A 13,300-nucleotide genomic window follows, 5' to 3' on the forward strand; every position below is an offset into this window, starting at 1 on the left:
ATGAGCAGAAGTGTCTGCTATTATTTACTCACTTAATAAGGCAATATCGGCCACAGCATTCATCTGCTGAGATAAACACAGTAACAAAGCCAGACGGTTATTCTTAATAGCTTTATTTTCATCCATTACCATCACATTAGTAAAGAATGCATCCACTTTTTCTTTAATTCCGGCCAGCTCAGTTAATGCCTGAGCAAAATCCTGCCGTTTCAGCACAGCTTGAATTTTTTCTGCAACCTGCTCAGTTGCCTGATAGAGCTGTTTTTCATCCTGCTGCTGCAAAAGATCTGGATTAACAGCGGATAAAGTAGAAATATCTGCTTTTTTCAGTAAATTATGAACACGTTTATTAGCTGCAATCAGTGCAGTAGCTTCATCCAGCTGTTTAAAGCGGGTTACTGCTGCAAGTCTGGCTTCCAGCTCACCCAGATTTTCTACCCTACCGGCCAGTACAGCAGCCACTACATCCTGTGCAAAGGAATTCTGTAACAGAATTGCCAGTCTGGCCTGCATAAACCCGGCCACTTCGCTGACAGTATTTTCAGCCAGTCTGCCTGAAGCAAATGTATCAAATGCTGCCTGTAATAATGGCATCAGCGCCAGATTGTGCTGCATCAGCATTCGTAAAATACCCAGTGCACTGCGGCGCAATGCATACGGATCTTTATCACCTGTCGGAATAAGTCCGATACCCCAGATACCAATCAAAGTTTCCAGTTTATCTGCCAGAGCAACCACTGTACCAGTTAAATTGTCCGGTAAAGCATCATTAGCAAAACGCGGCCAGTAATGTTGCTCAATTGCTACAGCAACATCAGCATTTTCACCATCATGCAAAGCATAGTATTTACCCATCGTTCCCTGTAGCTCAGGGAACTCCCCTACCATGTCGGTCAGTAAATCAGCTTTAGCCAGCTCAGCAGCACGTACAGCCTTATCTACATCAGCATTAAGTAGCGGTGCAATAGCTTTTGCCAGCTGAGTAATACGCTGAACTCTTTCTGCAACACTACCCAGCTTATTGTGATAAACCACGTTCTGCAGACGAGGCAGACGACTTTCAAGAGTCGTTTTCTGATCCTGACGGTAGAAAAATTCGGCATCTGCCAGACGGGCTCGTAATACACGCTCATTTCCATGAATAATATGTACCGGATTTTCTGTTTGCAGATTAGATACCAGCAGGAAACGATTAATTAGTTTGCCATCACTGTTTAACAGCGGAAAATACTTCTGATTTTGCTGCATGGTTAAAATCAGACATTCCTGCGGCACTTGTAAAAAGCGCTCATCAAAACCTGCCTGTAAAACTACCGGCCATTCAACCAAAGCTGTAACCTCATCCAGCAAGCCTTCTGCATAGGCTACCTGAGCATGAAGTTCATCAGCCGCTACAGTTAAACCCTGCTCAATACGGGCTCGGCGCTCGGCAAAGCTGGCCACTACTTTACCCTGCTCTAATAATACTTTTTCATAATCTGAAGCATGGTTAAAAATAATTCTGTCTTTACTCAGAAAACGGTGACCTAAAGTCCAGTTCTGGCTGTTTAATCCCAGGACACTGCCAGTAACCGTTTCAGTACCATGCATCATCACCAGTCCATGTACAGGCCGGACAAAAGTAAAGGTACTGCTACCCCAGTGCATCACTTTCGGAATAGGCAGTTTTTTGATGGATTGATTCAATATATCACTTAACAAGGCATTCAGTGGTAAACCGGCCTGAGTATATTCATAGGCAAATACCATTTGTTTGCCATCATTAATCTGGCTAAGCTGACTGATTTCTACCTGATTACTGCGGGCAAATCCCTGCAAAGCCCTGGTAGGCTCACCATCTTTCATACCCGCTGTTACACTGGGTCCTTTTTTCACCATTTGCTGGTCTGCCTGCACCGCTTTAACATTTTGCACCAGAACACCCAGCCGTCTGGGTGCAGCAAATACCTGATAATCAGCCACACCATTAATCAGCTGTGCTTTTTCCAGACCCTCAACAACTCCGGCAGCCAGACTTTCACCCAGATTATTCAGTGCCTTTGGCGGCAATTCTTCAGTACGCAGTTCAATTAATAAAGGAGCATTCATGCAAGTATTACTTTCATTCAGTTTCAGGCAGTCTGATTAGTAGTATTTTTATTCAGTAACGGAAAACCAAGTTTTTCACGGCTTTCAACATATTTTTGTGCAACTGCACGGCTTAAAGCACGAACTCGGCCGATATAAGCAGCCCGCTCGGTTACAGAAATAGCGCCGCGTGCATCAAGCAAATTAAATGTATGTCCTGCCTTAAGTACTAATTCATAGGCAGGTAATGCAAGACTGACATCCTCTACAGCCAGCAGACGTTTTGCTTCGGTTTCATAATAATTAAACTGTGCCAGTAACCATTCTGCATTACTGAATTCAAAATTATAAGTAGACTGCTCGACTTCATTCTGATGATATACATCACCATAGGTGACAATCCGGCCATCATGAGTTTTAGCCCAAACCAGATCATAGACATTTTCAACACCCTGCAGATACATTGCCAGCCGTTCAATACCATAGGTAATTTCACCCAATACAGGCGAACAGTCCATACCGCCTACCTGCTGGAAATAAGTAAACTGAGTCACTTCCATACCATTGAGCCAGACTTCCCAGCCAAGTCCCCAGGCACCCAGAGTGGGATTTTCCCAGTCATCTTCTACAAAACGGATATCATGCTGACAGGGATCTATACCCAGTTCCTGTAAAGATGCCAGATATAACTCCTGAATATTATCAGGAGCAGGCTTCAGAGCGACCTGAAACTGATAATAATGTTGCAGACGATTTGGATTTTCACCATAACGCCCATCCTTAGGACGGCGTGACGGCTGCACATAAGCTGCAAACCATGGTTCCGGCCCCAGTGCACGCAAACAGGTTGCCGGATGGCTGGTACCCGCTCCTACCTCCATATCCAATGGCTGTAACACCACGCAGCCCTGTTTAGCCCAATAGTTTTGTAATGTAAAAATAATTTCCTGAAAAGTCAGCATGACGAGAAATTTCTGATAGTCTGCAAAATTGTCTATTTTACTGTGCTTGCAAGCAGTTGAACAGCCATAGACCTGCACGCGGATAAATACCGGCACAATAATAAAAATAAAAAACACTTGCACCTTTAGGGCGCTAGTGAAACGATAGTCATCTCACAAATTACCTTAGCAAGCAAAATATGTATCGCGGTGAACGCTTTAATGCGTACTCTCATTTTATCGGTTTTATTCTCGCCATTACAGGCACCGTATTTTTATTAATTAAATCCGCTATGTACGGAGATGCTTACCGTATTGTCAGCTCAGCCATTTATGGTGCCAGTCTGATATTCTTATATGGTATATCTACACTTTATCATTCAATTTATTCTCATCGAGCCAAAGCGGTATTACAAAAATTTGATCATTGTGCGATTTATCTGTTAATTGCAGGCAGTTATACACCTTTTACCCTTACCACATTACACGGAGGCTGGGGCTGGTCAATTTTTGGCATATCATGGGGACTGGCAATATTTGGTATTATTCAGGAAGTGACTATCGGACGTAAAAGTGAAACCCGTATCCTGTCATTAGTCCTGTATCTGATTATGGGCTGGCTGATTATTGTTGCTATTTATCCGTTGATTCACCGGATGTCTGCACCAGGGTTATTCTGGCTGACTGCCGGCGGGCTGGCATACAGCATCGGCATATACTGGTTTGTCAATGATGAAAAAATCCGTCATGGACATGGTATCTGGCATTTATTTGTTTTGTTAGGCAGCCTGGCCCAGTATATATGTGTTTACGCCTATATCTGACTGTAATAGTAAAGAGAAAACAGTATCAATATAGTCAATATCCGTTTCAATTTTTAAAACATAAAAAAGAAAGTATCATAGTGAAAAGTTATTTGAAATTCCTTTTATTAAGTTTGTGTATCCTCACTCTGGCGTCCTGTAGCGGCGAAAAAAACACTCAATCTGCAGCTTCCACTGAACAAAATAAAAAAGAAATTATTATCGGCACTACTGTAGGCGATTTTGCCGATATGGTCAGAGATCAGGTAAAACCAGAACTGGAAAAGCAGGGATATCGGGTACAATTACTCGAATTTACTGATTATGTGCGCCCTAATCTGGCATTAGCAGATAAATCTATTGACATCAATATTTTCCAGCATAAACCCTATCTGGATGATTTTGCCCAATCACGCCACTTAGATATTATGCCGGCATTTCAGGTTCCTACTGGTCCGCTTGGAATATATGCCGGCCGGATGCATGAACTGAGTGCAGTAAAAGAAGGCTCCAGTGTTTCTGTACCCAATGACCCGTCCAATCTGGCACGTGCTCTCGTTATGCTGGACAAACTAGGCTGGATTACTCTGAAAACCGATATTAATCCTCTTAAAGCTTCACTTGCCGACATAGCAGGTAATAATAAAAACATCAAACTGGTACCATTGGAAGCTGCTCAATTACCTCGTTCGCGTCATGATGTAGATTTTGCAGTGATCAATGGTAATTTTGCGACCAGTTCTGGCTTAAAATTTACATCCGCCCTGTATCTGGAACCCGGCTATACTTATGTTAACTGGTCAGCAATCCGCACTGCTGATAAAGACAGCCAATGGGTAAAAGACATAACAGCCGCATATAACTCAGCTGCATTTAAACAATATGCATTCAAGCGCTTTGCCGGCTATAAATATCCTGAATCATGGGGTATTCAAGCTACTCAACCCGCATCCGCACCGGCAAAATAATTAAATCAATTAATCATGAGCAGGCATTCCGTATACGAATTTAAAACGGAATGCTTTTACAAATAATGTTTATCTACATATGCATTCGAATAATCTTACTTTAAGCCATCCTCTGCCATTAGAACAGAAACTCAATCTGGAAACTGCCCGTATCAACTGGCATGAACTGCAAACTCACTTTGCCCGGGGTGTTTGCATATATGTTGCACCAGAACTGGATTTGGTCAATATAGCCCACATGATAGCTACTGATAACTCCGCTGCCATTGCACTTTTGATTCAAGAAGGTAAAATTGGTAAAGTAAGCGATATAATGGCGCAACAATATTATGATTGTAACCAGCCAATGTGGGCAGTAGTTGTCAGACCATATGTGCTGGTACAGCCTGACAATACTATTGTTGAAAACAATTAATCATAAGCATTTTAAAAGAAAGAGAACGTGATGCGACGCCACACTTATGGTTTTACTATTATTGATTTATTGATTACTATGGCTATTATTGGCATACTCGCTGCAATTGCCTATCCCACATATCAAAATTATGTGATTAAGGCACGAGAAGAAAATGTCAGAGCCGACATGTCAGAAAATATTAGCTTATTAGAACGTTATTACTCCTTGAATAAAACATTCAATACCTATACTGATGCTCAGCTGACCAAAAAAAGAAGCAAAACATTCTTTACCATAACAGGAGCTTATAAAGAAAGTAGTTATACTTTGACAGCCACACCAACTGAGGCAAATTCAGGAGAAACCAAAAATGTTGTCTATAATTCTGTAGAAGGGTGGTCACTTTGCAATAAAGAAAATAAAGATTGCAAACCCTTTTAAAATTTCTGTGAAATCAATTATATATTTCTCACTTATTTTCAAAATTAATGAGATATACAAAGATATTAATATTAAATTTTTATAAATTTAATCAAGGGTGAGTATATGAAGATACTGAAATTATTTCTGTTAACTGTAACAATCGGTTTACAGTTTAACCCTGTTCTGGCAGCCAGCCATAAAAACTTCGCTGATAATAATGAATTTGATGATGCAGATAAAATCTTAGCTCAAATGTATCATCAGCAACAGCAAATTGAAAAAGAAATCGACAGATTATCCGCATCAGTTATTCAGGATGATAATCAGGTTAAGCTTTTTAAAAACTGCAAACAGCCAGAGTGCCATCAATATAGTGAAACGACATCTTTCCGCATTGATCCGAATCAGAATTTTACTTATCAGAATCAGATTAGCAAAGATGGAAAAAGCAAATCAGTTACCCGTAAAGGTAAAATTACTCAGCATAATGGCAGAAAAACATTAATACTGAATAATGCCAACAGTCAGCCGGATGTTTATTTACAACAGTAAATTCTCAACTTTTTAGGCTGTATTGAATACAAAATATCCGTTAAATAAAAAGGCAATGATTTTTTTCATTGCCTTTTTATTTATCTATTATAGAAAACTTTATTTATGTTTATGCTTCGGAGACTTCACTACTGAGCGTTCGATTATCTGATCCAGCTTATAAACATACTGGTTATCTGCAGCAATACCCGTTACATCAGCCGGTTTAACCTCATATACATTCAGACGTAATACCTGATTTTCCTGCGGATTAAACTGCCAGCCATCAATCTTGCCGGCAAAATTACGCCATACACCAGTTTTAACTTTAACTCCCTGATCATTGTAGCTAATTTCTCTGACTTTCAAACACTGAGCTGCCCCCTGTGCAGTTTGGCAGGTTTGCGTTTGCGGGCTTATTTCCCAAAATACCACAGTAGGCTGACCATATTGAGCAACGGCAGCAGGGACACCGCGCCAGAGCAAATGTTCGCCGCGCCGGTTTTCAATCCATAATTGTGGCTGCGCATTCTGGTCATTCTCAGCATTAAGCAGCCCTGCATGTAATTTCTGACCATTCATAAAAGCCACAACTGCAGAGTCCTGCGCCATAATATCAGGCGCACAGGCTTTCATAGTGCTTACCGGAGCCTGAATTTGCATATCCTGATCATTTAACTGATAGTTAGAACTGATATTATTACAGCCACCGGTAACATTTAGCCGCTGACCGGAAAAATTCATTGTCATAGATGAGCCGGCTGCAAAACCGGGTAACGGCCGACCATGCCGGTCAGTAGCTTCAGCCAGCTGCCAGTCATAGGCGCTTAACTGCGGAACAGTGACGGCACGCATACTTACCTTACGGTCAGATGTATGTGCACAGGCCGCAAGACTGCCGGCAATCAGAGCGGAAACTGCTAATTTTTTGATATTCATAAGTACATCCTTGCTAAAATAACACTACACTTGCACATTAAAATAATTCAGCACATAAAACAACATTCATGTTTTATTCGGCAGACAGGTTATAGCTATCATGCAACAACTGCCGCAAATACAGGAGTATTCGTATGCAATTCGGTATCATTATAATTGGTGATGAAATTCTGAATGGTTCGCGTCAGGACAGCCATTTTGTTTTTTTCAAACAATTATTACAACAACACGGTTTATATATGGCCTGGGCGCAATATTTACCAGATGATCAGGCAGTTATTACCAGACAGCTTATTGAATCATTTAAAGAAAAAATACCTGTTTTTGTTACCGGCGGCATAGGTGCCACACCAGACGACCATACTCGTCAGGCCTGTGCAAAGGCGTTGAACCTGCCGTTAACACCTCATCCGGAAGCACTGAAAGCAATTGAAACCATTTCACTGAAACAGGGAGATACACTTGACAGCCCTGCACATTTGCAACGGACAAAAATGGCTGAGTTTCCACTGGGCTCAGCACTGATTCCTAATCCTTTCAATAACATTGCCGGTTTTTCAATCAATGAGCATTATTTTTTCCCGGGCTTTCCCCAAATGGCACACCCTATGGCCCAGTGGGTACTGAGTCAATATTACCAGCAGAATTTTTTCCGGCAGAAACTGGTGACTAAAGCAGCTCTGGTTGATGGTGTGCCTGAGTCCAAAATTACGCCTTTAATGGAAGCAATTGAACAAAACTGGTCTGGGATTAAAACTTTTAGTTTACCCACCATTCGTGATGATTTACCGGCAGAAGAACAAATACATTATTACCGTCTGGAATTCGGCCTGAAAACACATAGTGAAAATTCTGTTTTTTTGCCAGAAGCCTGGGAATATGTATTACAGGAACTACAAAAACTGGGGGCAACCAATATTATTCCACTGGATAAAAGCAGTGAGGGCTGAATATAAAGATAAGACTGATGGCTTATCTCAGAATAAATCCGATTATTTATAGAAAAATTACCTGTTCAAACGTAAAAAAAAAGTGGTTTAAACTAAATCCATTATACTAACAGGCAGAAATAACCATACTTTTGCTACTTTACATGCAAAACGGTTTTGTATTTGCTTTCCCATTATCAAGCAACTAGAATTTCACCAGTTCACTGACAGATTGCAACATTAATCTGTAAACAGACTGCCGGTGTATACACATCCATTAAGCGCACTGAAATTAATTAACAACAGTACATTTCTGTAACAGGTTTAAATTTATTCATGACAACACTGAACACATACAATTTTTCTGCCGGTCCGGCAATACTGCCAGAAGCCGTATTAGAAACAGCACAGGCTGAATTGCTGGATTATAACGGTACTGGTTGCTCAGTCATGACCATGAGCCATAGATCAGATGCTTTTATCAGTATTCTGCACCATGCCGAGCAGGATCTGCGCCAGCTTATGCATATTCCGGACAACTATAAAATTTTGTTTATGCAGGGCGGTGCCAGTGCTCAGTTCAATATGGTCGTGATGAATCTGGCCAATGGTTTTAAGCGGGTTGATTCAGTAGTCTCCGGTAACTGGAGCCGTATCGCACACAGCCAGATGGGTAAACTTTCCGATGCAGAAATACATCTGGCAGCACATGGTGGTGATTTATATAACTACACAGATGTACCGCCAGTTGAAAGCTGGGATGTGGATCCAAACTCTGCTTTTGTTCATTACTGCATTAATGAAACAGTACATGGCCTGCAATATCGCAACATTCCCAAACCAGATGGTTTGCCCCCTGTCATCTGCGATATGTCGAGCGAAATTTTATCACGACCGGTAAATGTAGCAGATTTTGGTGTTATTTATGCCGGTGCACAAAAAAATATCGGACCATCAGGTGCTACTATTGTGATTATTCGGGAAGATCTGCTTGATCGTTGTTCTGAACGAATACCTGATGTGTGGAATTATCAAAGTCATATCAGCCGGCAGGGAATGTACAACACCCCGGCAACTTATCCGATTTATATTTCAGGTCTGGTATTTCGCTGGCTGCAAACTCACGGTGGTGTGGAACAGATGGAAGCCATTAATACCCTTAAAGCTGAAACTTTGTATTCTGCCATCGATAACAGCAATGGATTTTATATCAATAATGTGAAACAGCATGCACGCTCACAGATGAATGTTATTTTCCATACACCTACAAAAGAGCTGGATAAAATATTTGTAATGCAAGCCGGTGCTCATGGTTTAAGCGGATTACAAGGCTATAAATCAATGGGCGGAATGCGGGCGAGTATTTATAATGCCATGCCTATACAAGGGGTTGAAGCTTTAGTGGAGTTCATGCAGGAATTTCAGCGCCGCTACGGATAATCAACTGATTTTTTTTCTGATTACTGGTGTGGCGATAATATACCACACCAGTTTTTCATCTCTATTCTGGAAATATTCAATTCATTCAAAGCTAAGTTCAAACACTATACCTACTGAATAGTTGCTGGACGGTATCGCTCCAGAAATAGATTACTGAATTTATTCTCCGGATCTAAGCGCTCTTTAAGCTTAAAAAATTCTATTGCCCGTGGGTATGCGCGCTGAAATTGCTCTTCATTTGCATGCAATTGATAAGGTAAATAATAAGTACCTCCGTTTGCCAATGCCGCATCTATTAATTCCCGTGTCCATATTCCTACCTGTTTTTTACTCTGTTCATCAGTTCCTTGCTGATAATAAATCACAAAAGCAAATACCTCAGTTTGAGCCCATGCCAGCAAAGAACCACTATCAGGATTAGCATGGCGAATAGAGATATTGATAATATTTGCCTGATGCTTTTTCAGGATGTCGATCATCTGCGGATAAAAATCATCAAACTTTTCTACCGGTATGAAATATTCTTCCAAAGCAAAACTTTTATCTTGCATGGAAATAGGCTCTAAAAGCGCTACTGCTAAGCTGGCTTCATAATTACGCATCATTACTGGCTGTTTTACAAAATAGGCATCATCATATAATTTGCGCAATTCTTTACCAAAATCCGATGCAGCAACAATTTTCAATTGTCTTTGGCGTTTGCGTGTAGGTGCAGAAAGTGGTCTTAAACGAGCAGAAATAGTTAATGGTTCATCAGTCTGCTTAAAAGTCACAGCCCTAACTTTTTTGAAATCAGGAGGATAAATAATGGCATTATGAAATATGGCCGTTCTGTCAGAACGAATCTGCTCAGAGAAATAAGAGGAATACTGACTAATCGGCATCACATCATTAATTCGTTTTACTTTTACATTTTCAGTAAGGCGTAATGTCACTTCTGTGATAACACCCAATGCACCATAGCCACCAATAGCACCATAAAAAATATCCGAATTTTCTTGCGGGCTGGCTAAAACTATTGAACCATCTGCCAGTACTATTTTAATTTGCTCAACAGACAGGATAATAGGACCTGCCCCCATATATCGACCATGTACATTAACACTTAAAGAACCACCGATACTAAAATCAGCCAGACTTTGCATGATTTTCACAGATAATCCATATGGATCAATCAGTTCTTGTACCTGACGCCAGTTTGCACCTGCTTCTATAGTTAAAAGTTTTTGTTCAGGATTAAAAGCAATTACATGATTGAGTTTTTGAGTATCTATTTGCACGCCATTCTGAACTGCAGTTTGCCCGCCCATACTGTATTTACCACCAGCTATACTAATGGGACCGGTTGTGTGCTTAATCAGCTCTGCAACCTCTTCGGTTGATTCCGGCTGTATTACAGCGGCCATCTGTACCGGCGTCATACCGGTAACATCATTGACTACCACCGCATACGCAGTTAATGGCAGCAACAAACAAAAACAGCTATACCAAATAATTAGTTTTTTCATTATTAAATAATATTTATTCTTATAAAAGACATATTATTGTACTAATTAATGATGATATAATATTTGTTCTAAAACAAAATTTTGATTATTTTCACTTTTTCAGAATATTCTGATTATCTGCATAATCCAGACCAATATCCAGATAACGTGCGCTGTGGGTCAGATAGCCCATCGCCAGAAAATCTACGCCTGTTTCTGCAGCAGCTACCACAGTATCAGGCCGCAAATTACCTGAAGCCTCAGTCTGACAATGTCCCTTACACCAGCTCACAGCAGTTCGCATTTCTTCTATTGACATATTATCCAGCAATACCAAACTGACGCCTTCATCCAGAACCTGACGCAGTTGCTCCAATGTGTCAACTTCTACTTCCACTGCAATCAAATGGCCGGCATATGATTTAGCTTGCTTAACAGCTGTAATAATATCTCCTCCGCTAAGCGCAATGTGATTGTCCTTAATCAGTATGGCATCATCCAGACCCATACGATGGTTACGTCCCCCGCCCATTCTTACTGCATATTTCTGGACTATACGCAAATTAGGTATGGTTTTACGTGTACACGTCAGCTGAGCTCCGGTATGGGCTATTGATTTCTGAATTTCATGAGTTGTAGTGGCTATTCCGCTAAGATGCGTTAGAAAATTTAACGCTGTGCGTTCGGCAGCGAGAATAGCACGCGCATTACCGGCAACCCGGGCCAGCACTGTACCGGCAGCGATAACATCACCATCATTTTTGTATGCAGTAAATTCCAGATTTTCATTCATCAGAGCGAAGCTCTGCCGGGCCAGCTCTAAGCCGCATACCACACCGGGCACTCTGGTTACAATACTGAATGCGGCCATCCTGTCTGCCGGTATCACTGCCTGCGAGGTAACATCTCCGCGTCTGCCTAAGTCTTCTGACAGTGCAGCCTGTACCAGTGGTCGGGTAATTATTTCTGGTAAATCGCTAATCATATTGTTAAACCCTGATATATACTCTTTTAGAGTATATATTAGTAGTCAAAGTCTGAAAATACGTTAACAAATAATAAGCAAATAAATCTGAAAAGCGGTAGTTTTTAAATTCAGCAAATTAATCAGATTTATTTGTTTAAAACCAAGAATCAAAAATTTCTAATCAGAAAATTTCTATTTTATCAACGGAATTGATGCCAATTACGCTAACCGAATTACTGAATATGATTATTAATTAATGGTAATCTGTAACCGGAGAGCAGACTTTCCTGTAAAACATTTTCATTAAAACGGTACAACTGTGCCGGACGTCCGCGCTCAGCCACTATTGTGGTTCCGGTTGGCACAACCAGCTGCTGATTGTTGATTAATCTGCGAAAATTCTGTTTATGCAAATCTACGCCATTCAGCGCCTCTATGCTTCTCTGCAACTGATATAGAGTAAATTGAGGCGGCATTAAATCAAAAATCACCGGACGATACTGCAATTTAGCTCGTAAACGAGATACAGCAGTAGCAAGAATACGGCGATGATTAAACTGCATGGAGCGACCGGTCAGCATGGCCGGCAGGCAACCGTCGAAATAGGGAGATTCAATAATCATGCCAACTTCATACATCAATTCATAACGCAACAGAGCATTTTCTGCCAGCCATTGCTGCCCGTTTATTCCCCAGCATAAATTCAGGCGTTGCTGACGTTGATTGCGGATTTCCTGATTCGGAGCAGCATCTACCCAGTTTTGCATCGGCAGGATTAATTGATCAAGTATCTGCTTATGCTGAGGTAGTCTGCTGTCTTCCCAAGGAAAAAATTCATACCAGTCATGCCATTTGGCTTCCAGCTTTAAACCACTCTCAGCAGCTTCTTTTACCAGTCCGAGATAGCTGATATTAATTACAGCATGGCCGCAATGATGGCTTCGTTTGACATCAACAAATGTATATAACTGTTCCATATAGCCTAATGGCTGACCTGTCTGCTGATGTACCCAGGTTCTGGCACCAGCCTGTAAAGAATGATGTACAGGTCTCAGCGGACCATATGGCAATAATTTTCCATCGTTTATGGTAAGTACCCGCGCACTGAAATCGGTAACAGCAAACAATACCGCCACGAGTTCAGCTGCACTGTCGCTATAACTTAAAGATGAATATTCAGCTGAAGAGTGCATGCGGATAAACTCCTTTATTAAAGCTGGTTAATTGTAAAGAATTTGTCGCAAAAAAACAAAATTCACTGATTGAGTACATTACCGCAAAAGCACCGTTGTATCTAACTGAATTCAACTGATTATCACACTCAGCCGAGTTTATACGAGTTTTTGGTTTTTTCGTATTGCCTTATATACTCATTATGAGCACAATTAATTATTCCTTTCAGGAGCGA

13 protein-coding genes are annotated in these 13,300 nt (G+C 41.0%); 7 read left to right on the forward strand and 6 right to left on the reverse strand.

Annotated features, from left to right (window positions below; translation table 11 throughout):
* Nucleotides 1-24 precede the first annotated feature (24 nt).
* Together glyS and glyQ are read right to left on the reverse strand one after the other, a co-directional pair.
* Nucleotides 25-2,088, reverse strand: coding sequence for a glycine--tRNA ligase subunit beta (gene glyS, locus H3U82_RS04385; protein WP_198209380.1), 2,064 nt, complete (start codon nt 2,086-2,088; stop codon nt 25-27).
* Nucleotides 2,089-2,111: 23 nt separating this feature from the next.
* Nucleotides 2,112-3,029 carry a glycine--tRNA ligase subunit alpha gene (glyQ, locus tag H3U82_RS04390; RefSeq protein WP_037392164.1) on the reverse strand — a complete coding sequence of 306 codons (918 nt, stop codon included), beginning with the start codon at nt 3,027-3,029 and terminating at the stop codon, nt 2,112-2,114.
* A gap of 179 nt (nt 3,030-3,208) precedes the next feature.
* Here glyQ and H3U82_RS04395 point away from each other — a divergent pair, with 179 nt between their 5' ends.
* From H3U82_RS04395 to H3U82_RS04415, 5 genes are all read left to right on the forward strand, one after another.
* A complete protein-coding gene (locus H3U82_RS04395) occupies nt 3,209-3,832 on the forward strand; it encodes a hemolysin III family protein (protein WP_037475569.1) in 624 nt (207 codons plus the stop codon).
* 74 nt (nt 3,833-3,906) lie between these two features.
* Nucleotides 3,907-4,779, forward strand: coding sequence for a MetQ/NlpA family ABC transporter substrate-binding protein (locus tag H3U82_RS04400; RefSeq protein ID WP_084551599.1), 873 nt, complete (start codon nt 3,907-3,909; stop codon nt 4,777-4,779).
* Nucleotides 4,780-4,858: 79 nt separating this feature from the next.
* Entirely contained in the window at nt 4,859-5,194 is a 336-nt protein-coding gene (locus H3U82_RS04405; RefSeq protein ID WP_198209384.1) for a DUF2288 domain-containing protein, read from the forward strand.
* 30 nt (nt 5,195-5,224) lie between these two features.
* Complete coding sequence (locus H3U82_RS10845) at nt 5,225-5,617, forward strand: type IV pilin protein (protein WP_198209386.1); 393 nt, start codon at nt 5,225-5,227, stop codon at nt 5,615-5,617.
* Nucleotides 5,618-5,722: 105 nt separating this feature from the next.
* On the forward strand, nt 5,723-6,151 hold the full coding sequence (locus tag H3U82_RS04415) for a hypothetical protein (protein WP_084554343.1): 429 nt from the start codon (nt 5,723-5,725) through the stop codon (nt 6,149-6,151).
* A gap of 99 nt (nt 6,152-6,250) precedes the next feature.
* Here H3U82_RS04415 and H3U82_RS04420 read toward each other — a convergent pair whose 3' ends face one another.
* Complete coding sequence (locus tag H3U82_RS04420) at nt 6,251-7,069, reverse strand: META and DUF4377 domain-containing protein (protein ID WP_198209388.1); 819 nt, start codon at nt 7,067-7,069, stop codon at nt 6,251-6,253.
* Between the two features lie 134 nt (nt 7,070-7,203).
* On the opposite strand from H3U82_RS04420, the gene H3U82_RS04425 reads away from it, so the two are divergent.
* Both H3U82_RS04425 and serC read left to right on the forward strand, forming a co-directional pair.
* Entirely contained in the window at nt 7,204-8,019 is an 816-nt protein-coding gene (locus tag H3U82_RS04425) for a molybdopterin-binding protein (protein ID WP_025330577.1), read from the forward strand.
* A gap of 315 nt (nt 8,020-8,334) precedes the next feature.
* Complete coding sequence (gene serC, locus H3U82_RS04430) at nt 8,335-9,438, forward strand: 3-phosphoserine/phosphohydroxythreonine transaminase (RefSeq protein ID WP_198209390.1); 1,104 nt, start codon at nt 8,335-8,337, stop codon at nt 9,436-9,438.
* A gap of 110 nt (nt 9,439-9,548) precedes the next feature.
* Here serC and H3U82_RS04435 read toward each other — a convergent pair whose 3' ends face one another.
* The 3 genes from H3U82_RS04435 to H3U82_RS04445 form a co-directional block, all read right to left on the reverse strand.
* A complete protein-coding gene (locus H3U82_RS04435) occupies nt 9,549-10,910 on the reverse strand; it encodes an FAD-binding oxidoreductase (RefSeq protein ID WP_198209392.1) in 1,362 nt (453 codons plus the stop codon).
* 127 nt (nt 10,911-11,037) lie between these two features.
* The gene (nadC, locus tag H3U82_RS04440; RefSeq protein WP_198209395.1) at nt 11,038-11,910 is read right to left on the reverse strand and encodes a carboxylating nicotinate-nucleotide diphosphorylase; all 873 of its coding nucleotides are present in this window, start codon (nt 11,908-11,910) and stop codon (nt 11,038-11,040) included.
* 215 nt (nt 11,911-12,125) lie between these two features.
* Nucleotides 12,126-13,085, reverse strand: a complete 960-nt coding sequence (locus tag H3U82_RS04445) for a hypothetical protein (RefSeq protein WP_198209397.1) — start codon at nt 13,083-13,085, stop codon at nt 12,126-12,128.
* Nucleotides 13,086-13,300: the final 215 nt, after the last annotated feature.

The sequence above is a fragment of the Snodgrassella sp. W8132 genome, from assembly GCF_016100865.1.
Lineage (GTDB): Bacteria > Pseudomonadota > Gammaproteobacteria > Burkholderiales > Neisseriaceae > Snodgrassella > Snodgrassella alvi.